At 71.2% G+C, this 26711-nt stretch carries 24 protein-coding genes and 1 riboswitch; of the genes, 12 read left to right on the top strand and 12 right to left on the bottom strand.

Features of this window, described 5'->3' with window-relative positions; all coding sequences use genetic code 11:
• Positions 1-183: 183 nt before the first annotated feature.
• Positions 184-1929 (bottom strand): ABC transporter substrate-binding protein, encoded by a 1746-nt coding sequence (locus tag LXM64_RS06380; RefSeq protein WP_234075100.1) that lies wholly within the window; start codon positions 1927-1929, stop codon positions 184-186.
• A gap of 131 nt (positions 1930-2060) precedes the next feature.
• Between LXM64_RS06380 and LXM64_RS06375 the strand changes: the two genes are divergently transcribed.
• Both LXM64_RS06375 and LXM64_RS06370 read left to right on the top strand, forming a co-directional pair.
• Positions 2061-2891, top strand: coding sequence for a CPBP family intramembrane glutamic endopeptidase (locus LXM64_RS06375; protein ID WP_234075099.1), 831 nt, complete (start codon positions 2061-2063; stop codon positions 2889-2891).
• Positions 2892-3168: 277 nt separating this feature from the next.
• Entirely contained in the window at positions 3169-4137 is a 969-nt protein-coding gene (locus LXM64_RS06370; protein ID WP_234075098.1) for a hypothetical protein, read from the top strand.
• Between the two features lie 137 nt (positions 4138-4274).
• Here LXM64_RS06370 and gcvP read toward each other — a convergent pair whose 3' ends face one another.
• From gcvP to LXM64_RS06350, 4 genes are all read right to left on the bottom strand, one after another.
• On the bottom strand, positions 4275-7088 hold the full coding sequence (gcvP, locus tag LXM64_RS06365) for an aminomethyl-transferring glycine dehydrogenase (protein WP_234075417.1): 2814 nt from the start codon (positions 7086-7088) through the stop codon (positions 4275-4277).
• A 53-nt stretch (positions 7089-7141) separates the two neighbouring features.
• On the bottom strand, positions 7142-7522 hold the full coding sequence (gcvH, locus tag LXM64_RS06360) for a glycine cleavage system protein GcvH (RefSeq protein ID WP_137417423.1): 381 nt from the start codon (positions 7520-7522) through the stop codon (positions 7142-7144).
• Positions 7519-8715 (bottom strand): glycine cleavage system aminomethyltransferase GcvT, encoded by a 1197-nt coding sequence (locus LXM64_RS06355; RefSeq protein ID WP_234075097.1) that lies wholly within the window; start codon positions 8713-8715, stop codon positions 7519-7521. Before LXM64_RS06355 ends, gcvH begins: the two co-directional genes overlap by 4 nt.
• A 134-nt stretch (positions 8716-8849) precedes the next feature.
• A riboswitch (glycine riboswitch) is annotated at positions 8850-8944 on the bottom strand.
• A 55-nt stretch (positions 8945-8999) separates the two neighbouring features.
• Complete coding sequence (locus LXM64_RS06350; protein ID WP_234075096.1) at positions 9000-10184, bottom strand: MarP family serine protease; 1185 nt, start codon at positions 10182-10184, stop codon at positions 9000-9002.
• A 110-nt stretch (positions 10185-10294) separates the two neighbouring features.
• Between LXM64_RS06350 and LXM64_RS06345 the strand changes: the two genes are divergently transcribed.
• From LXM64_RS06345 to LXM64_RS06320, 6 genes are read left to right on the top strand one after another with little or no spacing between them, the layout of a single operon-like run.
• A complete protein-coding gene (locus LXM64_RS06345) occupies positions 10295-11053 on the top strand; it encodes an NUDIX hydrolase (protein ID WP_234075095.1) in 759 nt (252 codons plus the stop codon).
• Positions 11050-12375 carry a quinolinate synthase NadA gene (nadA, locus tag LXM64_RS06340; protein WP_234075094.1) on the top strand — a complete coding sequence of 442 codons (1326 nt, stop codon included), beginning with the start codon at positions 11050-11052 and terminating at the stop codon, positions 12373-12375. Before LXM64_RS06345 ends, nadA begins: the two co-directional genes overlap by 4 nt.
• Positions 12372-13886, top strand: a complete 1515-nt coding sequence (gene nadB / locus LXM64_RS06335; RefSeq protein WP_234075093.1) for an L-aspartate oxidase — start codon at positions 12372-12374, stop codon at positions 13884-13886. The genes nadA and nadB overlap by 4 nt, the downstream gene beginning before the upstream one ends.
• Positions 13880-14746 (top strand): carboxylating nicotinate-nucleotide diphosphorylase, encoded by an 867-nt coding sequence (gene nadC / locus LXM64_RS06330; RefSeq protein WP_234075092.1) that lies wholly within the window; start codon positions 13880-13882, stop codon positions 14744-14746. Before nadB ends, nadC begins: the two co-directional genes overlap by 7 nt.
• Before the next feature lie 8 nt (positions 14747-14754).
• On the top strand, positions 14755-15891 hold the full coding sequence (locus LXM64_RS06325; protein WP_234075091.1) for a cysteine desulfurase family protein: 1137 nt from the start codon (positions 14755-14757) through the stop codon (positions 15889-15891).
• On the top strand, positions 15888-16853 hold the full coding sequence (locus LXM64_RS06320) for a glycosyltransferase family 2 protein (RefSeq protein WP_234075090.1): 966 nt from the start codon (positions 15888-15890) through the stop codon (positions 16851-16853). The genes LXM64_RS06325 and LXM64_RS06320 overlap by 4 nt, the downstream gene beginning before the upstream one ends.
• Before the next feature lie 7 nt (positions 16854-16860).
• On the opposite strand, the gene LXM64_RS06315 is transcribed toward LXM64_RS06320, so the two are convergent.
• Positions 16861-18723, bottom strand: coding sequence for an ABC transporter ATP-binding protein (locus tag LXM64_RS06315; RefSeq protein WP_234075089.1), 1863 nt, complete (start codon positions 18721-18723; stop codon positions 16861-16863).
• 202 nt (positions 18724-18925) lie between these two features.
• Here LXM64_RS06315 and LXM64_RS06310 point away from each other — a divergent pair, with 202 nt between their 5' ends.
• On the top strand, positions 18926-20425 hold the full coding sequence (locus tag LXM64_RS06310) for a DHA2 family efflux MFS transporter permease subunit (protein WP_234075088.1): 1500 nt from the start codon (positions 18926-18928) through the stop codon (positions 20423-20425).
• 20 nt (positions 20426-20445) lie between these two features.
• On the opposite strand, the gene LXM64_RS16055 is transcribed toward LXM64_RS06310, so the two are convergent.
• The gene (locus LXM64_RS16055; RefSeq protein ID WP_267955138.1) at positions 20446-20568 is read right to left on the bottom strand and encodes a hypothetical protein; all 123 of its coding nucleotides are present in this window, start codon (positions 20566-20568) and stop codon (positions 20446-20448) included.
• Between the two features lie 421 nt (positions 20569-20989).
• Here LXM64_RS16055 and LXM64_RS06305 point away from each other — a divergent pair, with 421 nt between their 5' ends.
• Positions 20990-21523 (top strand): gluconokinase, encoded by a 534-nt coding sequence (locus tag LXM64_RS06305; RefSeq protein WP_234075087.1) that lies wholly within the window; start codon positions 20990-20992, stop codon positions 21521-21523.
• On the opposite strand, the gene LXM64_RS06300 is transcribed toward LXM64_RS06305, so the two are convergent.
• The 4 genes from LXM64_RS06300 to LXM64_RS06285 all read right to left on the bottom strand — a co-directional run bounded on the left by LXM64_RS06300 (position 21499) and on the right by LXM64_RS06285 (position 24021).
• Positions 21499-22290, bottom strand: coding sequence for an SDR family NAD(P)-dependent oxidoreductase (locus tag LXM64_RS06300; protein ID WP_234075416.1), 792 nt, complete (start codon positions 22288-22290; stop codon positions 21499-21501). The genes LXM64_RS06305 and LXM64_RS06300 overlap by 25 nt on opposite strands.
• A 119-nt stretch (positions 22291-22409) precedes the next feature.
• The gene (locus LXM64_RS06295) at positions 22410-22709 is read right to left on the bottom strand and encodes a DUF6510 family protein (RefSeq protein ID WP_234075086.1); all 300 of its coding nucleotides are present in this window, start codon (positions 22707-22709) and stop codon (positions 22410-22412) included.
• Complete coding sequence (locus LXM64_RS06290; protein WP_234075085.1) at positions 22709-23431, bottom strand: FAD-binding oxidoreductase; 723 nt, start codon at positions 23429-23431, stop codon at positions 22709-22711. Before LXM64_RS06290 ends, LXM64_RS06295 begins: the two co-directional genes overlap by 1 nt.
• Positions 23428-24021: a sulfite oxidase-like oxidoreductase gene (locus LXM64_RS06285; protein WP_234075084.1), complete on the bottom strand. Its 594-nt coding sequence runs from the start codon at positions 24019-24021 to the stop codon at positions 23428-23430. Before LXM64_RS06285 ends, LXM64_RS06290 begins: the two co-directional genes overlap by 4 nt.
• A 208-nt stretch (positions 24022-24229) precedes the next feature.
• Between LXM64_RS06285 and LXM64_RS06280 the strand changes: the two genes are divergently transcribed.
• Positions 24230-25444 carry an MFS transporter gene (locus LXM64_RS06280; RefSeq protein ID WP_234075083.1) on the top strand — a complete coding sequence of 405 codons (1215 nt, stop codon included), beginning with the start codon at positions 24230-24232 and terminating at the stop codon, positions 25442-25444.
• The gene (locus tag LXM64_RS06275) at positions 25441-25791 is read left to right on the top strand and encodes a UBP-type zinc finger domain-containing protein (RefSeq protein ID WP_234075082.1); all 351 of its coding nucleotides are present in this window, start codon (positions 25441-25443) and stop codon (positions 25789-25791) included. The genes LXM64_RS06280 and LXM64_RS06275 overlap by 4 nt, the downstream gene beginning before the upstream one ends.
• 18 nt (positions 25792-25809) lie before the next feature.
• On the opposite strand, the gene LXM64_RS06270 is transcribed toward LXM64_RS06275, so the two are convergent.
• The gene (locus LXM64_RS06270; RefSeq protein ID WP_234075415.1) at positions 25810-26517 is read right to left on the bottom strand and encodes an alpha/beta fold hydrolase; all 708 of its coding nucleotides are present in this window, start codon (positions 26515-26517) and stop codon (positions 25810-25812) included.
• Positions 26518-26711 lie beyond the last annotated feature (194 nt).

The raw sequence follows: 26711 nt of genomic DNA, 5'->3' as shown, positions 1-26711 counted from the left end.
GAAAGGGATGATGCAGGCACGACGAGCTGTGAAAGCATCGTGCCGCGGATACCGAAACACTAAGCACGACCCACTGCTTGGTCAAAACGACCGCGCGAATAGTTACACACCCTTAACGAACCCCCTCGTGAACCGAGCAGATTGCTCAAGCCCGCCGACGACAGCCGGCCGCGCGGGCCGGAACTATTCCCCGCTCGACCTCGGGGCATCGGCCGAGGGCTGCCACGTCGCGAAGGAGGAGAGGATGCGGTCGCCCGGCGCCTCCGCCGGAGGCCTCGCGAGCGCGTCGGACCACACCGTGAGCTGCGGCACGGCGAACAGCGGCAGCGCCCACGCCTCATCGGACACGGCCTCATCCAGTCGGGACAGAAGCGCGTCGCGCTGCGTTCGGTCCAGGGCGGAGGATGCGTCGACGACCAGCGCGTCGACCTCCTCGTCGCTCCAGCCGTACACGTTCTGCGCCGCCGCTGTGTGGAACACCGTCGCCTGCGCGACGGTTGCCGCGGGGTCGGGGCTCCAGGCGAACAGGGCGGCGTCGTATGCGTCCGGCTGGTCCCTCAGCACGCGCATCCAGTCGGAAGAGGAGACATCGACGAGGGTGACGCCCGCCTGGGATGCGGACTCGGCCATGAGGGCGAACTCCGCGGCCCGGCGCGCATCGCCCGCCGGGTAGAGCACACGAACGGTCAGTCCGGCCGCATCCGTCGCTTGCGGAGCCGCACCTTCGGGTGTCGACGAGGGCGACGCGGAGAGCCGTGACCCCGTGGCCTCGACCATGCCCTGCCGCAGGGGCTCATCGGCGAGCAGCGGGTGGACGAGGTCGTCCAGCATCTGCTCTCGCGGAACCGTGGTCAAGAACGCGGTGCGGGCGCGGTACGCGCGATCCGCATCCCCGCCGTAGGACGCGGGGTCGAACACTCCCCCGCCCGCCGTCTGCAGATCCAGGTGGTCGAAGGCATCCGCCGCTGACACGCGGGAGCCTCCTGCAGCGGCCGCCGCGTCGACGAGGCCCTCGTCCGCCGCCGCCGCGGCCAGATCCACACCACCTCCGGCAACGGCCGCGACGCGTTCGGCCGGGTCCTGGATCGCGCGCACGCGCACCCGCTCGACGCGCGCGGCGCTGGGGCGATCGGCGGCGGTGAGGTCGATCGACCGGCCGTCGTCGGCGATGCGCGCGATGTCGTAGGCACCGGCCGTGATGTGCGCCCCGTCCGGGACGTCGCCGTCGAGACGGAAGTCCTCACGGAAGGCGCGCGACACGGGTGCGAGCCAGTCCAGATCGCCGGTGACGACGGCATCCGTGAACGCGGCCTTCGCCGCCGCCGCATCCGCGTGACGCCCCGGGTAGGCGAGATCCACCAGCACGTGAGCGGCGACCGGCGGCGCGTCGAAGGCGATCTGCCAGTCCGCGTAGGGCGTGTCGTAGACCAGGGTCAGGCTGCGCCCGTCGTCGCCGATCTCGGGCACCTGCGACACGAGGTCGAGGCCCTGGCCGGCTCCGGCGCCCGCATCCCAGCGCGTCTCGCCCGCGGCATCCGTGCGGTGCGTCGTACGAGCCGCCCACGTGAGCAACAGGTCCGCGGCATCGAGCGGCGCGCCGTCGGACCAGGTGGCCGAGCCGCCCACCGTGTACCGGACGGTGAGCGGATCGCGCGTGAGAACCCGGACGGTGCCGAAGCTCTCGTTCGGAGAGCGGGCGCCGTCGGCCTCCCGCCGCCAGAAGCTCCCCGACGTCAGCGCTGAGAGGTCGCGGTCGGCAGCGGTGTCCTGCCCCAGCACGAACGGGTTGAGCGAGGTGACGGGCGCGGCCGTGGCAACGGTCAGGGACGAGCCCGGCAGGACGCGGTTCTCCTCGGCCGAGCAACCGACCACCACGCCCGCCAGCAGGCCGAGCAGAGCCAGGGTGGTCACGAGCGCACGACGCCGCATCCGTCCTCCTTCTCCGCGGCGGCCGTGATGCCGCACGCGGTCGTATGCGTAAGCCGCACACACCCTATGCGCGCAATCTGAGCGCCTTCGAAAGCGGGACCGGTCCGCATCCGCTATGCCAAGCTGAGCGGATGACGAGCCTGCCCGCGCGCGAACCGTTCTGGCGCACCGTGAGGGCCTTCGATCCGCCTCGCGCGACGGGGTCCGCCCGTTCACGCGTGCGGTGGGAGATCTGGCTCGTGCTCGCCGTGACCGTCGGCAAATCCGCGCTGTACTCGTTGCTCTCTTTCATCCGCACCCTGCAGCGCTCGCTGCAGGAGAACCAGGCGATCTCCTCGCAGCAGACCCAGCTCAACCCCGCGCGCGACACCGAGGCGCTCTGGGACGCGCTGTACCAGCTGCTCGACATCTTCTTCTCGCTCGCGCTGGTCGCGCTCGTCGTCTACCTGCTCTGGGAACCGGGGACCAACGCGCTGCGACGGATCGGCCTCGACTTCCGCCGGTTCGGCGGCGATCTCGGACTCGGTGTCGCGTTGATCGCGATCATCGGCATCCCCGGGATCGCGCTCTACGTGGCCGGGCGCCTCGCGGGCATCACCGTCGGCGTCGTCGCCTCCCCCCTGGATGCGGCCTGGTACACCGTGCCGCTCTTGCTGCTCTCGGCCGCGCGCGCCGGGCTCACCGAGGAGGTCATCTTCCTCGGCTACCTCTTCGATCGCCTGCGCCGTCTCGGATGGGGCTGGTGGTCCATCATCCTGGCGACAGCGGCGTTGCGCGGGGCGTACCACGCCTACCAGGGCGTCGGTTCGGTGGTCGGCAACTTCGCGATGGGCGTCGTGTTCGGATGGTGCTACCGGCGCTGGGGCCGGGTGATGCCCCTCGTCATCGCGCACACCCTCATCGATGTGTTCGCCTTCGTCGGATACCCCCTCGTGGCGTCCCTCTGGCCCGGGATCTTCTAGCCGCCGCATCCCTTCCGCTCCGCTCTCCCCTCTCTTCCCGCGAGACTGCATTTCCCGCACGAGATCACGGGTAATGACGGTGATCTCGTGCTGAAGATGCAGTTTCGCGGGGTCAAAGCACGGTGGGGGCGCCGCTGCAGGAGCGGACCGGAGCTCCGGGACCGGGCCTGCACAGCTGCTCGGGACCGAGCCTGCACAACCGCCCGAGGCCGGAGTGTTGCACACGGATGCGGGACCGGGCGCACGCGGTGACGACCGCCGCGCGCAGCGTGGAGCGATGACCCAGCCCATTCCCCTGCGCACCGGCGCCCAGCTGCTCCCCTCTCCCGCGCCGTTGCTGCGCGCGCACGACATGCATCGCCCCGACCTCGCGCTCCGCCGCGGCGACATCGTGCGCGTGCACCGCGGGGTGTACGCCCCGGCGCTCGCGTGGAGCGCGCTCGCTCCCTGGGATCGCTATCTCACCCGCGTGCACGCCGTGGCGCTGCAGATGCCGGATGCGGTCTTCGCACTCGAGTCGGCGGCGGCGCTGCGCGGTATCCCGCTCGTCGGCGAGGCGGCCGACGTGCACATCCTGCGTCCCGCGGACGGCACGTCACGGCAAGCGGAGCGGGTCCGCATCCACACGCGCCGGGGCGGCGTCGAGATCACGGACGAGGGCGGCATCCTCACGACGGGTCCCATCGAGACCGTCGTCGCGTTGGCACGGGTTCGCAATCCCGCGCTCGCCCTCAACGTCGCCGATGCCACGCTGCGCGCGCATCCGGACCTGACGCCGGAGGTCCTCGTGGCTCACAACGAGCTCGCATCCTCCAGCCGTGGCCGTCGGCTGGCCCGATGGGCGCTGCATCGCGCGGATCCGCGCGCCGAGACGACGCTCGAGTCGCTGAGCCGGGCAGCCATCGAGTGGCTGGGCTTCGCGACACCCGAACTGCAGTGGCTGGTGCACGGTGGTGGTGGCGTCGCCGACCGCGCCGACTTCGCCTGGCCGGACATCGGAGCCGTCGGAGAAGCCGATGGCCTCCTCAAGTACGACGGACGCTTCGGTGACCCGGTGCGCGCGCTGCAGGACGAGAAGCGGCGGGAGGACCGCATCCGTCGCCGGGTCCACGGCTTCGCGCGGTGGGGATGGGCCGATGTCCGCGAGCCCGAACGATTGGGCGCGATCCTGGATGCGGCAGGTGTCCGCCGCGAGCGCGCGCCCGATGCCCTCGCCCTGCATGCGCTCGCCCGCGCCCTGCGCTGAGCGCCACGCCCCCTCGCCGCTGTGCCCCTCTGTGCCCTGCCCACCCCTCCGCGAGACTGCACTGCCGTCACGAGATCACGGGTGAATACCGTGATCTCGTGCGGGAGATGCAGTCTCGCGGGAAGTGGGGCGGCGGGTCAGGCGAAGGCCTCCGGGGGTGGGCAGGCGCACACGAGGTTGCGGTCGCCGTAGGCGTTGTCGATACGACGGACGGGCGGCCAGTACTTCGTGCGAACGAGCGAGGGAACGGGATACACCGCCTCCTCACGCGAGTACGGATGCGTCCACTCGCCGCCGATGACCGACTGCGCGGTGTGCGGGGCGCCGACGAGCGGGTTGTCCGCTGCCGGCCAGCGTCCGGCGCCGACCTGCTCCGCCTCGGCGGCGATCTGGATCATCGCCTCGATGAAGCGCTCGATCTCCGCGAGGTCCTCCGACTCGGTGGGCTCGACCATGAGCGTGCCCGCGACGGGGAACGACATCGTCGGCGCGTGGAAGCCGTAGTCGATGAGCCGCTTCGCGACGTCGTCGACCGTGATCCCCGTGCGCTCGCGGAGGGGACGCAGATCCAGGATGCACTCGTGGGCCACCAGCCCGGCCTCGCCGGCGTACAGCACCGGGAAGTGCGCCTTCAGGCGGTGGGCGATGTAGTTCGCCGACAGCACGGCGGCACCGGTCGCCTCACCCAGACCCGCTGCGCCCATCATCCGCACGTAGGCCCACGAGATCGGCAGGATGGATGCGGAACCGTACGGCGCGGCCGACACGGGACCGCCCTCGAACACGAAGCCGCCCGCGTGGTCGGCGCGCTGGGCGAGCGGGTGCGACGGGAGATAGGGCGCGAGGTGCGCCTTGGCGGCGACGGGGCCGACACCCGGTCCGCCGCCGCCGTGCGGGATCGCGAAGGTCTTGTGCAGGTTCAGGTGCGAGACGTCGCCCCCGAGGTCGCCGAATCGCGCGAAGCCGAGGAGCGCGTTGAGGTTCGCGCCGTCGATGTACACCTGTCCGCCCGCGTCGTGCACGGCCTGCGTGATGGCGAGCACCTCGTGCTCGTACACGCCGTGCGTGGACGGATAGGTGATCATGAGCGCGCCCAGTTCGTCCGCGTGCTGCGCGATCTTGGCGTGCAGGTCGTCGAGGTCGACGTTGCCCGCCTCGTCGCACGCGACCACGACGACCCGCAGCCCCGCGAGCACGGCGGATGCGGCGTTCGTGCCGTGCGCGGACGACGGGATGAGGCACACGGTGCGCTGCGCGTCGTCGTTCGCGAGGTGGTAGCCGCGGATCGCGAGCAGCCCCGCGAGCTCCCCCTGGGAGCCGGCGTTGGGCTGCAGCGACACCGCGTCGTAGCCGGTGACCTCGGCGAGCCAGGTCTCCAGCTGCTCGATCAGCGCGAGCGTCCCCCGCACGTCGGCCTCCGGCGCGAAGGGATGCACGCGCGAGAACTCGGGCCACGACACCGCCGCCATCTCGGTGGCGGCGTTCAGCTTCATGGTGCACGAGCCCAGCGGGATCATGCCGCGATCGAGCGCGTAGTCGCGGTCGGCGAGCGTCTTCAGGTAGCGCATCATCGCGGTCTCCGAGCGGTGGGCGTGGAAGACCGGATGCGTGAGGAACTCGTCCCGGCGGTGGAGGTCGGCCACGACGCCGGCCAGGGGCACCGCCCCCTCGAGGTCGATCACGGTCTCGTCGGGCAGACCGAACGCCGCCGCCACCGCGGCGAGGTCGGCGGCCGTGGTCGTCTCGTCGACCGAGATCCCCACGGTCGCCTCGTCCGCGAAGAAGAGTTGGTACCCGCGGCGACGGGCTCGCTCGATGACGCGCTCAGCCGTGCCGGGGACGACGACACGGAGCGTGTCGAAGAATGCGTCGTGCACGACCTCGAGGCCGCCTGCGCGCAGCGTCTCGGCGAGTGCCTGCGCTTTCCGGGCCACGTCGGTCGCGATCGCGCGCAGACCCTCGGGGCCGTGGTAGACGGCGTACATCGCGGCCATCACGGCCAGCAGCACCTGCGCGGTGCAGATGTTGGATGTGGCCTTCTCCCGTCGGATGTGCTGCTCACGCGTCTGCAGCGCGAGGCGGTAGGCGGGGTGGCCCGCCGCATCCTGCGAGACGCCCACCAGGCGCCCGGGAAGCTGACGCTCGAGTCCCGCGCGCACGGCGAGGTACCCGGCGTGCGGTCCGCCGAAGCCGAGCGGAACGCCGAAACGCTGGGTGGTCCCCGCGGCGATGTCGGCGCCGAACGAGCCCGGCGAACGCAGGAGTGTGAGCGCGAGAAGGTCGGCCGCGACCACCACGAGACCGCCCTGCGCCTGGACGGAGGCGACGAGCTCGGTCGGATCCCACACGCGACCACCGGCTCCCGGGTACTGCACGAAGGCGCCGAACACGGCGTCGAATGCGGCGGCCGGCTCCCAGGTGCGGGTGTCGATCTCGCGGATCTCGATGCCGACGGCGGCGGCGCGGTGATGCAGCAGCGCCTTGGTCTGCGGAAGCGCATCCGCGTCGACCAGGAAGACGTCCGACGCGGACTTCGAGGCGCGGCGCGCGACCAGCATCCCCTCCACGACCGCGGTCGCCTCATCCAGCATGGACGCGCCGGCGGTGGCGAGGCCGGTGAGGTCGGTCACCATCGTCTGGAAGTTGATCAGCGCTTCGAGCCGGCCCTGCGAGATCTCCGGCTGATAGGGCGTGTACGCGGTGTACCAGGACGGATTCTCGAAGACGTTGCGAGCGATGACCGCGGGCGTGAACGTGTCGTAGTAGCCGAGGCCGATCATCGCGCGTGCCGGGCGGTTCGCATCGGCGAGCGCGCGGAGCTCGGCCAGCGCCTGCGCCTCCGTGGCCGCGTCCGGGATGCTCCTGCCGGCGCGCGGGCCCGCGTGGACGGATGCGGGAACCGCCGTCTTCAGCAGCGCGTCGACGCTGGCGAAACCCAGCGCGTCGAGCATCTGCCGCTGCGCGCCCGCATCCGTGCCGATATGGCGCGCGGTGAAGGGAACGCTCACGCGGCGCCCTCGATGAGCGCCTCGTATCCGGCGCGGTCGAGCAGGGGCGCGCTCTCGCCGTCGAGCTCGATGCGCACGAGCCACGCCCCGTAGGGATCGGCGTTGACGAGCGAGGGGTCGGAGTCGACCTCGCCGTTGACCTGGATGACGCGTCCACTGAGAGGGGCGTAGAGCTCTCCCACCGACTTCGTCGACTCGATCTCGCCGCAGACCTGCCCGGCGACCACGGGCGCGTCGATCGCAGGAAGGTCGACGAAGACGACGTCGCCGAGCTGTTCGGCGGCGTAGTCGGTGATGCCGAAGGTGGCGACGCCGCCTTCGATCAGCACCCACTCGTGCTCTGCGGTGTAGGACAGCGTGGTGGGATCGACGGTCATTTCTTCCTCCGGTAGAAGGGCGGTTCGGTCACGGTCGCGGGGATTCGCGTGCCGCGTACATCGATGAACAGGTCTGTGCCGATGAGGCTCCGGTCGCCGTCGACGTAGGCGAGCGCGATCGGGTGTCCGAGGGTGGGGCTGAGCGCGCCGCTCGTGATCTCACCGACCACGGTTCCCTCGGCGTCGAGGACCCGATAGCCCGCGCGCCCTGCGCGCTTCCCCTCCGAGAAGAGCGCGACCAGGACGCGTGCACCGGATGCGGGCTCGATCGCCCCCTTGCCGATGAAGGCGTCCTTGTCGGCGGCGACCACGCGTGCGAGCCCGGCCTGCGCGGGCCGCACGTCGCGGCTCAGTTCGTGTCCGTACAGCGGCATCCCCGCCTCGAGGCGGAGGGTGTCGCGCGCGGCGAGGCCCGCGGGAATCAGACCGAACGGCTGACCCGCTTCCAGAAGGGCGTCCCACAGCTCTCCCGCCGCGCTCGCACGCACGAGCAGTTCGACGCCGTCCTCCCCCGTGTAGCCGGTGCGGAGGATGAGCACGGCCTGCCCCGCGAAGTCCGCCGCGCGCACGCTGTAGTAGCCGAGGTCGTCGAAGCTCCACGGCGTCGGCGCATCGCCCTGGCGCCGCGCGGGTTCGGCGAGTTCCAGGCCCGGCAGCGCCTCGAGCACCGCGATGGCCGCCGGGCCCTGCAGGGCCAGCAGCGCCGAGTCGTCCGACGCGTCCTCGACGGTGACGTGCACGCCCGCGACGAATCCGAACGATCCGTCGGCGCCCACGGCGGGAGCGGGCGGTGTGAAGGATGCGCGCGCGTCGGCGAGCGCCTCGGCCACCGCATCGCGGTTGCCGGCGTTGGCGATCACGATGAACCAGTCGTCGGCGAGACGGTAGACGATGACGTCATCGACGATGCCGCCGTCTTCCGCGAGCACGAGCGAGTACTTCGCCTTCCCGAGCCGCATCGTCGAGTGCCGCGCGGCGAGCGCGTAGTCGAGGAAGGCCCCGGCGTGCGCTCCCGTCACGAGGAACTCCGCCATGTGGGAGATGTCGAAGAGCCCCGCGGCTTCGCGTACGGCACGGTGCTCGGCGAGATCGGACCCGTAGCGGACGGGCATGAGCCATCCGCCGAAGTCCGTGAAGGCGGCTCCGGCCGCCTCGTGGCGGTCTCGGAGCGGGGTGGAGCGTGGATCGGTCATGAGTTCTCCCGGGTGGATGCGGGGTAGGCGAGGGCCTGAGAACTCCCCCTCTGTCATGGGCCTGAGAGTTTCGAACACGCGGAGCGCGATCTTTCACCGTCGGCGGATCCGCGAGGATCGCTTTTCAGAGTCGCCCGACCGAGGCGGTACGCGTACCTGAGAGATTGGCGGGGAGGCTTGCTCCTTCGGTGCTCGGACAAGATCTCCGAGGCTCTCCCGCACCGGTCGTGGGGCCGATATTCACGTTGTCGGGCCAGCATAGCCCGACGCGCCCGCGCGGGCGATCAGGGCACGCAGGCGCCGGACCCGACGGCATCCGTCAGGGTGGGCGCAGCCTGCACGAGCGGGGTGAGCTCTGCCGCGGTCGACGCGTAGCCGACCTCGGACCCGTCGTCGGCGCGCGCGAAGACGATGCCCACGACCTCGCCCGCGGCGTTGAGCAGCGGACCGCCGGAGTTGCCGGGGCGGACCGTCGCCGCCAGGGCGTAGACCTCGCGCTGATCGCGCCCCTGGTCGTAGATGTCGGGCACCGAGACCACACCGACGGTCTGCACCGTGGCGCTGCCCATCGTGAACGGGCCGCCGTACGGGTAGCCCTGCACGACGGCCGCGGCGCCCGGGCCGAGATCGGTGCCCAACGGCAACGCCGCCGCGTCCAGGTCGTCCACCGCGATGAGGGCGAGGTCCGCCGTGGCGTCGACGTACACGACGCGTCCCTCGCGCGCCGCGCGCCCCGGCAGCTCCACCATCGGACGCTCGACGCCGGCGATCACGTGGGCGTTGGTCACGACGCGATCCGGCGCCACGACGAAGCCGCTCCCGGTGAGGTTGCGTCCGCAGGAGTACGCCGTGCCGGCGATGCGCGCCACGGACTGCGCAGCCGCACTGAGAGCCGGGTCGTCGAGGTCGACGGGCGGCGCCACCTCTGCGGGGGCGGTCAGTTCTCCGAACAGCGCCCCCAACTGCGGGAGCCCGTCGTCGAGGACGCTCGATCGCACCTGCGCCAACGCTTCGTCGACGGGGCGAGGGGTGAGCGTGTCGATCGTGCGCAGCACACTCGACGACGCGAGGGCCGAGGACACGAACGGGATGCCGAGGGCGGCGACGCTCTGTCCGACGAGGGAGAGCACGAGGGCCGCGACGACCGTCATCGCCCCGGCGCCCAGGACCCGATCGATCCCCCGCAGGCGGATGCGGGCAGCTCCCCGGCGCAATGCGCGGCCGAGCGCAGAGCCGAGCGACGCCCCGAGGACGAGCAGTCCCACGGCGACACCCAGCGCCGCCCAGCCGCGCCAGGCGGCGTCGGGGACCCAGCGGGACACGACCGGCACGAGCCACCACGCGGCGACCGCCCCGAGCACGAGCCCGGCGATCGTCCCGACGCTCGCCAGGAGTCCTCGCCGCCACCCCTGGATCAGCACGATCACCAGCACCACGACCAGCAGGATGTCGATCACGATCGGCGGCATGCGGTCAGCGTAGGCGGCCGCGCTGACAGGGTGCCGCGAGCCCCCGGTGACGACGACGGATTTTACTTCTGGTCGCGATGACATTAAGATCATCCCGAGTTAAGGTCACCATGACACGAACTAACCCCTCTCCCGACACCGCCGACGCCGAGTCCACCGAGACGCGCGTGGCGGTCTCCACCGTGATCTTCAGCCTGCGGCGCGACGGCGACGAGGATCCGCGGCTCGTCCTCCCCCTCGTCAAGCGCACCCGCGATCCGCACGAAGGGCTGTGGGCTCTCCCGGGCGGTTGGCTCGACGCCGCGGAGAACCTCGATGAGGCGGCATCTCGCACACTCGCCGAGACGACCGGTCTCAGCGCGAGCTATCTCGAGCAGCTGTACGCGTTCGGCGACATCGGCCGCTCCCCCAGTCGCGTCGTCTCGATCGTCTACTGGGCGCTGCTGCGCTCCGACGAGGTCGATGCGCAGAGCGCCGCGCACGAGGCGGCGGGAGACGCGCCCGAGAACGTGGACTGGTTCACGGCGACCGATCTTCCGCCCCTCGCCTTCGACCACAACGCGATCATCGACTACGCCCTGTGGCGGCTGCGCAACAAGGTCGGCTACAGCCGCATCGCGCACGGTCTGCTCCCGGACGCCTTCACCCTCGCGGATCTGCGCGAGGTCAACGAGGCGATCCTGGACCGCAAGCTCGACCCCGCCAACTTCCGCCGGCAGGTCGAGAACAGCAACACCTTGATCCCCACCGAGTCGTTCCGCACCGGAAGTCACCGGCCGGCACGGCTGTACCGCTACAACCAGGACGTCGAGCTGGCCGATCGTGGCCCGCTCGGCCGCCCGCGAAGTCACGAATCGAGCACGACATGAGCACGACGCTGACCATCCAGCCGCGTCCCATCGATCCGTCCGTCGATCACGAGATCCAGGCGATCGTCTCGGGTGCCGGGTCGGGGTCCACCTGCAACACCGACCTCGCGGCGGGCCCGTGGGACTTCGACGCGCGCCCCGGATACGGACCCGGCGCCTCGATGGGCGATGTGATCCCCACCGGGTCCCCGCGTCAAGGCATGCTGCCTGCGGCCTACCGCGACGCGAGCGACGACGAGCTCGACGCCCGCATCCGCCGCGCGAAGCAGACGCTCGGCGAACGCGTGGTCGTGCTCGGCCACTTCTACCAGCGCGAGGAGGTCGTGCGCCACGCCGACTACGTGGGCGATTCGTTCCAGCTCGCCAACGCCGCGCTCGAGCACCCGAACGCCGAGGCGATCGTCTTCTGCGGCGTGCACTTCATGGCCGAGACCGCCGACCTCCTCTCGCAGCCCGAGCAGGCCGTCATCCTTCCCAACCTGGCCGCCGGGTGCTCCATGGCCGACATGGCCGACATCGACCAGGTCGAGGAGTGCTGGGAGCAGCTGGAGGAGCTCTACGGCGACATGGACACCCCCGACGCCGATGGCCTCGTGCCGGTCGTGCCGGTCACCTACATGAACTCGTCCGCGGCGATCAAGGGTTTCGTCGGACGCCACGGTGGCATCGTCTGCACCTCTTCCAACGCGCGCACCGTGCTCGAGTGGGCCTTCGCGCGGGGCCGCCGGGTGCTGTTCTTCCCCGACCAGCACCTCGGACGCAACACCGCGAAGGCCATGGGCGTACCGCTCGAGCAGATGCCGATGTGGAACCCGACGAAGCCGCTCGGCGGCAGCGACGAGCAGACGCTCACCGATTCCCGCGTCATCCTCTGGCACGGCTTCTGCTCGGTGCACCGCCGCTTCACGGTGGACCAGATCGACAAGGCACGCCGAGAGCACCCGGGCGTCCGCGTGATCGTCCACCCGGAGTGCCCGATGGCTGTCGTGGACGCCGCCGACGAGGCAGGCTCCACCGACTACATCCGCAAGGCGATCGCGGCCGCCACCGAGCCCACGACCTTCGCGATCGGCACCGAGATCAACCTGGTGCAGCGCCTCGCCGCGCAGTACCCGCAGCACGAGATCTTCTGCCTCGACCCGGTGGTCTGCCCGTGCTCGACCATGTACCGCATCCACCCCGGCTACCTCGCCTGGGTGCTGGAGGGGCTCGTCGCCGGTGAGACGCTCAACCGGATCACCGTGCCCGCCTCCGTCGCCGACCCGGCTCGTGTCGCCCTCGAGCGGATGCTGGCCGCCAAGCCCTCCGGCAGCGCCGCATGAGAGCGGTCGTCGTCGGCAGCGGCATCGCCGGGCTCACGGCGGCGCTCGCCGCAGCCGAGGGTGGCGCCGAGGTCACGCTCATCACGAAGGCTGCGGCGGATGCGGGCAGCACCGCGCACGCGCAGGGCGGGATCGCCGCCGTCACGGCGGCGAGCGACTCCCCCGGCGCCCACTTCGACGACACCCTGACGGCCGGCGCGGGCCTGAACGATCCGGACGCGGTGCGGGTGCTCGTCGAAGCCGGTGGCGAGACGATCCGCGCCCTGCTGGCAGCGGGCGTTCCGTTCGACCGCGACAGTGCCGGTAAGCTGCGACGGGGCCTGGAGGCAGCACATTCGGCGCCCCGCGTGCTGCACGCGGGCGGCGACGCGACGGGGGCGGCGATCGAAGCCGCGCTCCTCGCCCGACTCGCCGACAGCGCCGTGAGCGTGCGTGAGCACACGTTCCTGGCCGACCTCGTCCTCGAGGCGGGCGGGGTCTCGGGCGTCGATGTGGTCGATGCGTCCGGGAGGCGCGAGCGGATCGACGCGGACGCCGTCGTGCTGGCCACGGGCGGCGCGGGCCAGCTCTACGCCCACACCACCAACCCCTCGGTCGCGACCGGCGACGGCATCGCCGCCGCGATCCGCGCGGGCGCCGCCGTCGCCGATCTGGAGTTCGTGCAGTTCCACCCCACCGCCTTCGACGGCGAAGACCCGTTCCTCGTCTCCGAGGCCGTCCGAGGAGAGGGCGCCGTGCTGCGCGATGCGGCCGGCCGACGCTTCGCGTTCGATGCGCACCCCGACGGCGAGCTCGCGCCCCGCGACGTGGTCGCTCGCGCGATCGCCCGGCAGTCCGCCTCCCAGCCGGGCATCCCCGTCGTGCTGGATGCGACGGGTCTCGGCGGGTCCGAGGCCCTCGCCGCCCGCTTCCCCACGATCGACAGCGCGCTGAGAGCACGCGGAATCGACTGGTCGACGACACCTGTGCCGGTCACCCCGGCCGCGCACTATCTGATGGGCGGGGTCCTCACCGATCTCGACGGGCGCACCAGCGTCCCCGGGCTCTTCGCCGTCGGCGAGACGGCGCGCACCGGCGTCCACGGCGCGAACCGCCTGGCATCCAACTCGCTGCTGGAGGGCGCCGTGTTCGGCGCACGGGCGGCGGCGGCCCTGCTCGCCGATCCCGTGAGAGCGGCCGACTTCCCGGCCGCAGCACCGGCGGCGGCTGCCGAGCCCGCGAGCGACGCGCCCGGGTTCAGCCGGACGGGCCTGCAGCAGTTGCTCTGGGATCACGCGGGACTGGAGCGCGACGAGACGGGCCTGGCTCACGCCGCATCCGTCATCGCCGCGTGGCGCCGCGACGCGCCCGCCGCCCGGACCGTGGCGGCGCAGGAGGACGCCAACCTCCTGCTGGTCGCCGAGCACCTCGTGGCCGCGGCGCGCCGTCGTACCGTCTCGGTCGGCGCCCACTTCCGTCGCGACGGCGCGCCCTTCGCCGCCGCCATCGCCCAGGAGGCCGAGGCATGCTGACATCCGCCACCATCGACCGGGTCGTGTCCGCGGCCCTCGACGAGGACGCCCCCTGGGGCGATGTCACGAGCGAGACGCTCATCCCCGCGGATGCGGTCGCCACCGCATCCCTCGTCGCCCGCGAGAGCGGGGTGTTCTCCGGCGGCGCCGTGTTCGCCGCCGCGTTCCGCTTGGTCGATCCCCGGACGCGGGTCGACCTGCTCGTCGCCGACGGCGACGGGTTCGATGCCGGTGCGGCGCTGGCCACCGTCACCGGCCCCGCTCGTTCCGTGCTCACGGCCGAGCGGGTGGGACTCAACTTCGTCCAGCGGATGTCGGGCATCGCGACGCTCACGGCTGCCTACGTCGCCGAAGTCGCCCACACCGGTGCGCGCATCGCCGACACCCGCAAGACCACGCCGGGACTTCGCGCCTTCGAACGCCACGCGGTCGTCAGCGGCGGCGGCCACAACCACCGCTTCAGCCTGTCCGACGCCGTGATGGCCAAGGACAACCACCTCGCCGTCCTCGCCGCCTCCGGCGTCCCCGTCACGCAGGCGCTGCAGGAGGCACTGGCACGCCTCCCGCACACGACGCACGTCGAGGTCGAGGTCGACCGTCTCGACCAGATCGACGACGTCCTCGCCGCGGGTGTCGGCACCATCATGCTCGACAACTTCTCGATCGAGGACCTCCGACGAGGCGTCGAGCAGATCGCCGGTCGCGCCATCGTGGACGCCTCCGGCGGCGTCACGCTCGAGACCGTGCGCCGGATCGCGGAGACGGGTGTCGACGTGATCTCCGTCGGTGCGCTGACGCACGCGGCCCGGGGCCTCGACCTCGGTCTCGACATCGATCTGCGCCTCGCCGACCCGGTGTGAGTGGAGCCATGTACCTCGACAACGCCGCCACGACGCCCGTGCGCCGCGAGGTGATCGAGGCGATGATGCCGTACTGGCGAGGCGCGTTCGGCAATCCGTCCAGCCACCACGAGGTCGGCGAGCAGGCAGCGTCTGCCCTCGCCGACGCCCGGGCGCGAGTGGCGGCCGTGCTGGGCGTGCGCACGGGCGACGTGATCTTCACCTCCGGCGGCACGGAGGGCAACAATCTCGCCGTCAAGGGGATATCCCTCGGCGCGATGCTCGCCCGAGGCCGTCGCCACGTCGTCACGACGGCGGTCGAGCACGAATCGATCCTCGAGTCGGTGGCCGCCCTCGAACGCCTCCACGGCTTCGAGGTGACGGTCCTGGACGTCGACGACGTCGGTCGGGTGTCTCCGGATGCGGTCGCCGCCGCCCTCCGCGAGGACACCGCGCTCCTCACCCTCGGCTACGCGAACAACGAGACCGGCACCGCGCAGGATGTGCGCGCCATCGCCGCCGTCGCGACCGCGGCCCGGGTGCCCCTGCACCTCGATGCGGTGCAGGCGGCGGGCTGGCTGCCGCTGTCCGGTACGGGAGCCGACGCGATCACCATCGCCGGCCACAAGCTCGGCGCCCCGAAGGGGATCGGTGCCACGGCCATCCGCGGCCGCATCCCGGTCGAGCCGATCCTCCACGGCGGCGGACAGGAGCGCGGCCGCCGCAGCGGCACCGAGGACGTCGCCGGCGCGGTGGGTCTGGCCACCGCGCTCGAACTCGCCGAAGCGGAGCGCGCCGCATCCGCCGCCCGCGTCGGAGCCGCGCGCGACGCGTTCGTGGCCGCGGTGCTCGCGGCCGTGCCGTCCGCCGCGCTGACCGGCCACCCCATCGAGCGGCTGCCCGCCACGGCGAGCTTCACCTTCGCGGGCACCAGCGGCGAGGCCGTGCTGCTCGAACTCGAACGGCGCGGCATCGTCTCCTCCAGCGGATCGGCGTGCGCGGCCGGCAGCGACGAACCCTCGCACGTGCTCGTGGCGATGGGCATCGCGCCGGAGGTGGCGCAGACCGCCGTGCGATTCACCTTCCCCCACGACCTGACGGTCGATCTCGGTCCGGTCGCTGCGGCGGTGGCCGCATCGGTCGCAGCGGTACGATCGGCGACGTGAATCAGCGTCCCCTCGTCACGGTCGTCGTCCCCGGCTACCAGGTCGAGCCGTGGGCGCAGGCCGCCCTCGATTCGCTGCGCGCGCAGACGTTGTCGGACTGGACGGCGGTGCTCGTCGACGACGCATCATCGGATCGCACCGGCGACCTGTTCGACGCGGCCGCCGCATCCGATCCGCGCTTCCGTGTGGTCAGGCTCGCACGACGCGTCGGGCTCGGGGCCGCCCGCAACACGGCTCTGGACCTGGTCGACACGCCCTACCTCGCCTTCCTGGACGCCGACGACGTCATGCTCCCCACGGCTCTCGAGCGCTTCGTCGCCACCCTCGATGGCAGCGGCAGCGATTTCGCGGTGGGCGCGTATGTCCGTCTACGTCCGGACGGGTCGGGCGGTTACGCCGCCGGCGACGTGCAGCCGTGGGTCAGCCGCGCGACGGTGCCCGCGCGGACGGCGACCACCCTCGAGGAGCACCCGGAGGTGACGGCCAACGTCGTCGCATGGTCGAAGCTGAGCCGCACCGAGTTCTGGCAGCGCACGGGCCTGCGCTTTCCCGAGGGACGGCTCTACGAGGACCAGGTGGTGGCCCAGCAGATGTACGCGAGGGCGCGGCGGTTCGACGTGTTGTCGGACGTCGTCGTGCACTGGCGGGAGCGTGCGGACGGCTCCTCGATCACGCAGCACGAGGAACGGCTCGACGTGCTGCGCGACTGTCTCGACGCGATGAGCGAGGGGATGCGGGTACTCGAGGGCACCGGACACACGGCCGCCGCTCGGGCACGTGCGGGGCAGCTGCTGCGCATGGACATCCCGCGGCTCGCGCGGGTGGCGGCCACGCATCCGGACGACGAGTACCGCCGACTGATCGGCGCCTTCGCCCGGTCGGTTTCCGAGCGGCAGGATGCGGCGACCGCCGTCGTCCCCGACGACGCGCAGCCGCTGATCTCCGCAGCCCTGCTCTGGTGAGCGGTGCTCAGACGGTGAGCTGCTCGGCCGCGAGCGTGGCGTAGAGCCCCTGCGCAGCGACGAGCTCGGCGTGCGTGCCGCGCTCGACGATGCGACCGTCGTCGACGACGAGGATCACGTCGGCGGCCACCACGGTCGACAGCCGGTGCGCGACGGTGATCGTGGTGCGGCCACGGGCCGCCGTGTCCAGCGCCTGCTGCACGACGCGCTCGCTGCGCGTATCGAGCGCCGAGGTGGCCTCGTCGAGCAGGAGCACGGGCGGGTCCTTCAGCAGCACGCGCGCGATCGCGATGCGCTGCTTCTCCCCGCCGGAAAGCCGATAGCCGCGCTCGCCCACGACGGTGTCGTAGCCCTTCTCGAAACCCGTGATGACGTGGTGCACGTTGGCGGCTTCGCAGGCGGCGGCGAGCTGCTCGTCCGTCGCGTCGGGCTTCGCGTAACGCAGGTTCTCGGCAATGGTCGCGTGGAACAGGTACGTCTCCTGCGAGACGATCCCGATGCGGTCGATGACGGATGCGGAAGTGAGCGAGCGCACATCGGCGCCCGCGAACAGCACCGCGCCGCCGTCCACGTCGTAGAAGCGCGGGATGAGCGAGAGCACCGTGGACTTCCCCGCGCCGCTCGGTCCGACCAGCGCGACGTGCTGCCCGGGCTCGGCGACGAAGGACACCTCGTCCAACAGGGGTCGCGAGGAGGCGGCCGACTCCGGGTAGCGGAAGGTGACGTCGCGCAGTTCGACGCGGCCGACCGGGCCCGGCGCATCGGAGACGTCGATCGCATCGGGGGCGTCACGGACCGCGGGCCGGAGATCGAGGTATTCGAAGATGCGGGCGAACACGGCGGCGGAGGTCTGCACGTCGAGGGCCACGCGCATGAGGCCCATGAGCGGCTGCAGCAGGCGCGCCTGCACGGTCGTGAACGCCACGATCGTGCCGGCCGAGATCCCCGCATCCGCTCCGCCCGACATGAACAGGCCGGCCACCAGGTAGATGACGGCGGGAACGCTCGCCATGATGACTCCCACGAGCGCGAAGAAGCCCTGGCCGCTCATGGCCTGACGAACCTGCAGCCGGATCTGGATGCGGTTCTGCGCTCCGTAACGCTCCGACTCGCTGCCTTGCCGATTGAACGACTTCGCCAAAAGGACCCCCGACACGCTCAGGCTCTCCTGCGTGATCGCCGACAGCTCCGACAGGGACTCCTGCGTCTGCCCCGCGATGCGCGCGCGCACCTGTCCGACGCGACGCTGGATCAGCGCCAGGATCGGCATCAGGAAGACAGCGATGAGGGTGAGCCGCACATCGATCAGCACCATGGCGACGAGGGAGGCGACGACGGTCACCGTGTTGCCCAGCACGCTCGTCACGGTGTTGGTCAGAACGCCCGACACGGCACCCACGTCGTTCTGCAGCCTGGACTGGATCACCCCGGTCTTCGTGCGCGTGAAGAAACCGAGCTCCATCGACTGCAGGTGATCGAACAGGCGCACGCGCAGATCACCGGTGACGTTGTTGCCGACCGTCGAGGTGAACCAGGTCTGGGCTACCTGCAGTCCGCCCGAGGCGAGGAAGAGCACGACCATGATCGCGACGAGGCGCACCAGCAGGCCCATGTCCACACCCGACCCGTCGGCGGGAAAGAGCGCGTCGTCGAAGACCCGCTCGACGATGAGCGCCGGCACGACCGCCACGGCGGCACCGGCGACGACGAGCAGCGCCGTGACGATCAGGCGCGCACGGTAGGGGCGAAACAGCGCCGCGATCCGACGTCCGAGGTGAGGGATGCGGGGAGCCTCGGCGTTGCGCAGGCGCTGGGCGGCCGCATCCACTCCACGAAACCCCGGCGGATGCGACGGGCCGGCCATACTCATGCGCTCAGCCTAGATCGCCCCCGCGGGCCCGGATCCGAACCGGTAGTCTTGTCCGACGCGCATCGGTGCCGGTCTCGGGCGACGACCAGGCCCGACCGGATTCCGCCGTCTCGGGAATGCTCCACCCGCACGCCGCGTTGTCTGATTCGCTCGCCACTTCCGGCGGCCGTCCCCATCCCTTTTCGATTCCGAGGAGACGACCATGCACGCCGAATCCGTCCAGACCGGTTCCGTGGCCACCACGACCGACTCCGCCCCCGCCGTCCGCTCCGGCGAGAACCGCATCATCTGGCTGCTGCTCGTGGCCGCCTTCGTGGCCATTCTCAACGAGACGACGATGGGTGTGGCGATCAAGCACCTCATCACCGATCTCGGCATCACCGCCGTGCTCGCGCAGTGGCTGACGACCGCCTTCATGCTGACCATGGCCGTCGTGATCCCGATCACCGGCTTCCTGCTGCAGCGACTGACGACCCGCGCGGTCTTCCTGCTGGCGATGTCGCTGTTCTCGTTCGGAACGCTCATCGCCATGCTCGCACCGGGGTTCGAGGTACTGCTCGTCGCGCGCGTCGTGCAGGCGTCCGGTACGGCCATCATGATGCCGCTGCTCATGACGACCCTCATGACCGTGGTCGCGCCGGCCGCGCGCGGGCGGATGATGGGCCGCGTCAGCATCGTGATGGCTCTCGCACCGGCGATCGGCCCGACGATGTCGGGCTTCGTGCTGCAGTACTTCGGCTGGCGATGGATCTTCGCGATCGTGCTGCCGATCGCCCTCGTGTCCCTCGCCATCGGCGCGCGATGGATCACCAACGTCGGCGCGCAGACGCACGCCCGCATCGACGTGCTCTCGGTCGTGCTGTCGGCGTTCGGATTCGGCGGCGTCGTGTTCGGCCTCAGCCAGATCGGCGGCGGCTCGCACGGCGGCGCGACGGATGCGGCGGCCACCGCCTCGTCGTTGACGCTCGTCATCTCGCTGGTCGTCGGAGTGCTGGCGCTTGCGGGCTTCGTGTGGCGCCAGTTCGTCCTGCAGCGGGAGGACCGTGCGCTGCTGGATCTGCGCGTGTTCCGCTTCACGAACTTCACGATCTCGGTCGTGCACTTCGCGGTGCTGTCGCTCGCCTTCTTCGGCACGATCACGGTCCTGCCGCTGTTCGCACAGAGCGCGCTGAACCTCGACCCGCTCACGACCGGTCTGATCGTGCTGCCCGGCTCTCTCGCGATGGGCCTCGCCGGCCCCTTCATCGGCCGCATCTACGACCGCTGGGGCACCCGCGTGCTGCTGCTGCCCGGATCGATCCTCACCGTGTCGCTGCTCTGGGTGTTCACGACGCTGTCGGAGACGACCCCGATCTGGGAGCTCGTGGTCACGCAGACGCTGCTCTCGGTGGGTCTCGCGATGTCGTTCACGCCCCTGTTCACCGCGTCGCTCGGTTCACTGGCACCCCGTTTCTACTCCTACGGCAGCGCGATCGTGAGCACCGTCCAGCAGGTGGCGGGAGCCGCCGGTGTGGCCGTGATGATCACGATCATGAACGCGGGCTTCGTCGCCAACGAGGCATCCGGAGACGCCGCCGCGTGGGCGGCGGGTGCGCGTAGCGCCTTCATGTTCGCCGCGATCGTGGCGATCCCGACCATCATCGGCGCGCTGCTCATCCGCAAGCCCGCCGATTCGATCGACGCTCCGCCCGCGGGGCACTGACGCAGGCGAGTCCGTGAGGGTCAGTCGATGCTGCAGGAGCCGCCGCCGCAGCAGCCGAAGGACTCCTCCGGGCTCGGCTGGCCGTTCTCGTCCTCGGCGGGACGGACGTTCAGCAGCTGGATCGGCGAGGGCTTCGTGGACATGACGACCATGCTACGTCCGCTCGGCGCCCCTGTCGCCCCCGTGATGGCGTGAACACCGCTCTCGCATCGTGGTGCCTCAGCCGCCACCGGGGCGCCGTCTGCACGAGACCCCGCGGCCACGCCGGTCTGCACAACCGGTCCGGCACGTCGCGGATGTGGTCGGACCGGGAGGCGGACGCGCCGTTGTGCTCCGGCTCAGGGGCGCCGGCCACTCCCGCACCGCGCCTTGCCGATGGATTTCCGCACGGCGCGGCTCTCTGCGAGGCCTGCTGGGGCTTCGTCCCGCTCGACGAAGGCCTGCTCGCGCGGCACGATGCCTTCCGCGGTGCCGCCGATGCGGCCGAAGCCGGCCGGCGCAGCGCGTGGTTCAACGCTCACGGCTGGTGACAGGCGCTCACCCGGCGGTCCTAGGCTCGATCGTATGAGCGAAGCAGGACGGATGCGGATCGTCGTCATGGGCGTCTCGGGCGCCGGGAAGTCGACGGTCGCCCTCGCCCTGGCCGCGCGTCTCGGCGGCGTCTACCTCGACGCCGACGATCTGCACGACGATGCGGCGCGGGCCAAGATGGCCGCCGGTGTGCCGCTGACCGACGAGGATCGCGCGCCGTGGCTCGGACGCGTCGGTCTCGCCTTCGGCACGGCGAGCGAAAAGGGTCCCGTCGTCATCGCCTGCTCGGCGCTGCGCCGCCGGTACCGTGACCTCATCCGCGCCGAGGCCACGGCGCCGATCTTCTTCGCCGCACTGGAACTCGACGAGGCCACCCTCGCGAAGCGGATGGCGGCGCGCACCGATCACTTCATGCCTGTCGCCCTGCTCGCCTCGCAGCTCGACGCGCTCGAGCCGCTCGAGGCCGACGAGTGGGGTGTGACGGTCTCGACGCGCGACAGCGTCCCGGAGGTGGTCGCGCGGATCGTCGCGGCCCTTCCCGCTCAGGGGACGATCGAGTCCACGTAGCCGCCGTCGACGCGCACCGCCGCGCCGGTCGTCGCCGACGCGAGCGGCGAGGCGAGGTAGACGACCATGTTGGCGATCTCGCTCGGCTCGATGAGGCGCCCCAGCAGCGACTGCGGGCGCGCCGTGCGCATGAACTCGCGCTGCGCCTCGTCCCACGGCAGGTCCCGCCCGACGACCTGCGCCACGAACTCCTCCACGCCGGGAGTGTGGGTGGGTCCGGCGATGACGGCGTTCACCGTGACGCCCGTGCCCGCGGCAGCCTTGGCGAATCCGCGTGAGGCTCCGAGCACGGCGGTCTTCGAGGTGCCGTAGTGGATCATCTCGGCGGGGATGACGACGGCCGAGTCGCTCGCGATGTTGAGCACGCGACCCCAGCCGCGCCGGATCATCTGCGGCAGCAGCTCGCGCGTCAGGCGCACCCCGGAGAGCACATTCGTCTCGAAGAAGCGCCGCCAGGCGGCGTCGTCGATCTCCAGCGCCTCGGCGGCCTCGAAGATCCCCAGGTTGTTCACGAGCACATCGACGCGTCCCGCCTCCGCCACCAGTGTCGCCGCCCCGGCTTCATCGGCGGCGTCGGCGACGATGCCACGCGCCGCGTCTTCGACCTGCGCATTGATCTCGGCCACGGCGCGGGAGACGGAGTCCTCGCTGCGACCGTTCACGATGACCTCCGCGCCCGCCTCGGCCAGCCGCAGCGCGATCGCGAAGCCGATCCCCGCCGACGACGCGGTCACCAGCGCCGTCTGGCCCGTCAGGTCGATGGACACCATTCCGGTTCGTTCGAGTCGCATGCTCTCTCCCTCGTCTCGGCCGCCGTTCGGCGTCGGATGCGGGCGACGCTACCCGCCCTCTCCGACGCCTGTCCCCGACAGGAGTCGAGGACCGCTCAGACGGCGGACGTGGTGGAGATGGATCCCCCGGCGGCGCGCACCTCGATGCCGCCGTCGCGGCGGAAGATGGTCGCGAAGGTGCGTGTGCAGCCCCGGCAGCGCACGATGGCGGCCGCCGCATCCATCTCCACGGACCATTCGGCGAGGGCGGCGCTGCGACCGCAGTGACCGCAGGTCAGCACGAGGAGGGCGGGATCGAGACCGGCGAAGGCGTCCAGCATGCCGGCGAGCGCGTTGCCGTCGACGCGCTGGGCGACGCGGCGCGGGTCGGGGCGGACGTGCGGAGTGCTGTCCATCAGGATCCTCCGAACCTCTCGGTCTTCACGCGCGCGGGGTCGTGTCCCGCCGCGACCATCGCATCTGCGGCCGCCTCGACGAAGCTCGTCGGGCCGCAGATGAACGTCAGCGGATGCTGCGCCGGCATCCACGTGGCCTGCGCGATGCGCTCGGCATCGAGCCGGCCGACGCGTCCGGGCCATCCGGTGGGCGCCTGGCGCGTGTAGGCCCAGGTCACATCCAGCCCGGCGACGCCCAGCCGTTCGACCTCGTCCCGGTACAGCGCGTCGGCCGCCGTGCGCACCGAGTACAGGAGCCGGAACGGCGCGCCGGCGCCGGACGCTGCCCGCGCGCGCGCCATCGCGAGCAGCGGCACGATGCCCGAGCCGCCCGCGATGAGCTGCACGGGTGACGGGTCGGTGTCATCCCACACGAAGTAGGCCCCGAGGGGCCCCTTCACCTCGAGCGCGTCGCCCGGCTCGGCGACACGGACGAGGTAGGGCGACACCTCCCCCTCGGGGATCTCGTCGACCGCGATCTCGACGCTCTCCCCCGGTCCGGAGGAGGCGATCGAGTAGGAGCGCTCCGCCTGGTAGCCGTCGGGTGCCGTGAGACGGATGTCGAGATGCTGGCCCGGGGCATTGCCCGGCCACCCGGGAACGGCCAGCGTCAGCACGCGGCCGTGCGCGGTGTCGGGGACGGCGGCGGCCACCCGGGCGGCGAGCCAGTCGCTGGTTCTCACCAGTAGCGTTCCTCTGTCCACGGGTCGCCGTGCAGGTTGTAGCCGTTCTGCTCCCAGAATCCCGGGTCGTCGTGCTTCTGCATGCTGATCCCGCGCACCCATTTGGCGCTCTTCCAGAAGTACAGGTGCGGTACCAGCAGACGCGCAGGGCCACCGTGCTCGGGATCGAGGGGCTCGCCGTCGAACGAGTAGGCGATCCACGCCTTCCCGCCGCGCAGGTCGGCCATGGGCACGTTCGTCGTGTAGCCGCCGTACGAGTGCGCCATGGCGTACTCGTACGAGGTGTCGATGCCGGCGAAGAGCGTGTCGATCGAGACGCCGCGCCAGGTCGTGTCGAGCTTGGACCACCGCGTCACACAGTGGATGTCGGTGTGGACGTCCTCGGCCGGCAGCGCGAGGAACTCGGACCAGCTCCAGGAGGTGACCGCCCCCGACTCGGTGCGGATCGAGAACGACCACTCGCTCTCCGGGATGCGCGGGGTGGGCCCCGCCGACAGGACGGGGAAGTCTGCCGTGAGGTACTGACCGGGTGGGAGTCTCGGGTCGGACTCCCGCCGCCGCCCGCCGAATCCGCGTGTGAACTCCGCCATGACCGTCTCCGTCTCGTCGTTGGCTCAGGCTAGCGCCGCCGCAGGCGGCGCAGAACCCTCTCCGCCCATCGAAGTCTGCCCGGTTCCGCCGACGCCGCACGGCACCCGTGTCGAGGCGATGCTCGACACGGGTCGCACCCCGTGCGTCCGCCCGGCCCTAGCCTGTGAGGGATGTGGCCGTGCACGCGGGCGGCCGGGGAGGCGGAGCATGTCGCAGGTACGCAGCACCGGTCGGAAGGTGTCCCACGGGGCCGGGTTCTGGATCGTGGCGATCGCCTTCCTGCTGGTGATGGCGTACTCGACCGTGCCGACCCCGCTGTATCCGCTGTATCAGGAGCTCGATCACTTCCCCGTGTCGATCGTCACGGTGATCTTCGCGGCGTACGCCGTCGGTGTCGTCTTCAGTCTCTTCTTCCTCGGGCATATCAGCGACTGGACCGGTCGGCGACGGATGCTCGTGATCGCCGTGCTCGTGTCCGCGGTCTCTGCGGTCATGTTCCTCGCCGTCATGAGCGTGCCGGGCCTGATCGCCGCCCGGCTGGTCAACGGTGTCAGCGTCGGGATCCTCACCGCCACCGCGACAGCCCACCTCGGGGAGCTGCGCCAGGCGGCCCGACCCGACGAGAACGCGATCGTCGCGGCATCCGTCGCGGGGGCCGCGAACATCGGAGGACTCGCTCTGGGCCCGCTCATCGGCGGGTTGTTCGCCGAGTTCCTGCCCGATCCGCTCGTGCTCCCCCATGCGGTCTTCCTGGTGGTGCTGCTGCTCGCGGCGGTCGCTCTGCTCGCCGTCCCCGAGACCGTGGCGGCGCCGGAGCCGCGCCCCGCGTACCGCCCCCAGCGCCTGGCGGCGCCGCCCGCATCCCGCCGGATCTTCATCGCCGCGGGTTTCGGCGCGTTCGCCGGCTTCGCTCTCTTCGGCCTGTTCACCTCGCTTGCCCCGACCTTCCTCGCCGGAACCTTCGACCAGCACGATCACCTCGTCGCCGGCGCGACGACGTTCTCTGTGTTCGGTGCGGCGGCCGCGGCGCAGGTGCTGCTCGCACGCGTGCCCGTGCACGTGCAGCTGGGGATCGCCCGGCTGGCGTGCGCGGTGGGACTCGTGCTGGTCGCCGCGGGCGCCGTCCTGCCCAATCTGGCACTCTTCCTGGTCGGCGGCGTCGTGTCGGGCGTGGGCGTAGGCCTGTTGTTCAAGGCGTCGATCGCAACCGCGTCGGCCCTGGCGGATCCGTCACGCCGCGGCGAGACGCTCGCGCTCATCTTCCTGATCGCCTACTGCGGACTGGCGCTTCCGGTTCTCGCCGTCGGCGTCTTCCTGACCTTCGTCGACCAGACGGCGGTCCTCCTGATCTTCGCAGCGCTGGTCTTCATCGCCACGGTGGTGGCTGCCACGATGATGCGAGCGAGAAAGGCACAGGCATGAACGATTCGACTCAGATCAGAGCTGATGTGCCGCCCAGCGGCACGGGATGTGTCGAGTGCGAGCAGACGGGCAGCTGGTGGCTGCATCTGCGCCGTTGCGCCGCCTGCGGCCACGTGGGGTGCTGTGACGATTCTCTCGGCAAGCACGCCACGGCGCACTGGCGCGCCACCGGGCATCGCATCATCCAGAGCTTCGAGCCTGGCGAGGAGTGGTTCTGGGACTACGAATCCGAGACGATGGCGACCGGTCCCGAGCTCGCGCCCGCCCATTCCCATCCCATGTCGCAGCCCGCGCCCGGCCCCGCCGATCGGGTACCCGCCGACTGGCAGTCGCTGCTGCGGGACTGATCGGCCCGCGCGCCGCGTTCAGGTGAGGTTCGCCGCCACACGCACGATGAGAGCGGCGACCTCCGCCGGATGCGTGTGCATGAGCAGGTGCGGACCCTCCAGTTCGAGGATCTGGCGGGCTCCCGCGCGCTCGTACGCCCAGCGCAGAGCGTCGGGGTTGACGACCCGGTCGGACAGGCCGATCACGCCCCATGCCGGAGTCGTCCGCCACGCCGCTGCCTGAGCCCGCTCGCTGAGGACCGCCGCATCGAGCGGGCGCTGGGTCACGGCCAGCACGGCGGCTTCGTCGTCGGGCAGGCCAGCGGCGGCGAGGAAGGCGAACTCCCTCTCGTCCACCGAGATGTCGCGGCGCGTGCCGTTCCCGAGCTCGGGGTAGGCGACCTCGCGGAAGAACTCGACCGCCGGCGCTGCGGGGAACCGCGCGTGGATCTCCGCCGCACTCTCGCCCTCATCCAGCACGTACCCGCTCACGAAGACCACGGCCGCGACGTTCTCACTGCGACCCGCCACTCCGACCACCGTCGCACCGTAGGAGTGGCCGACGAGCACGACGGGACCGGCGATGCGGGAGACGAACGCGCTGACGTAGTCGGCATCGTCGGCCAGGCTGCGGTTGGAGATGGCGGGCACCCGCACCTCGAAACCGGCGCCTTGGAGACGCAACGCGACGGGCGACCAGCTCGCTCCGTCCGCGAACGCGCCGTGCACCAGCACGATCGTCGGCATCTCGGCCACCACGATCACCTCGTCTCGCGTCTGTTCGTTTCGACGCTAGACGTGGACGGGCCGCGAGAGCTGCGACCGGGTGTCCCCCCTTTTCTCGACGTCTGTCGAAGCGTCGTGCGTCATGCCGCACAGAAACGCGTCCACGACCCCGTTGAACGCTTCGGCCGCCTCGAGGAAGGGGAAGTGCGACGACA

The sequence above is a fragment of the Microbacterium binotii genome, from assembly GCF_021398715.1.
In the GTDB taxonomy this organism is placed as follows: domain Bacteria; phylum Actinomycetota; class Actinomycetes; order Actinomycetales; family Microbacteriaceae; genus Microbacterium; species Microbacterium binotii_A.
The sequence above is the reverse complement of the archived record's forward strand: the minus strand, read 5'-3'. Positions and strand labels throughout refer to the sequence as shown.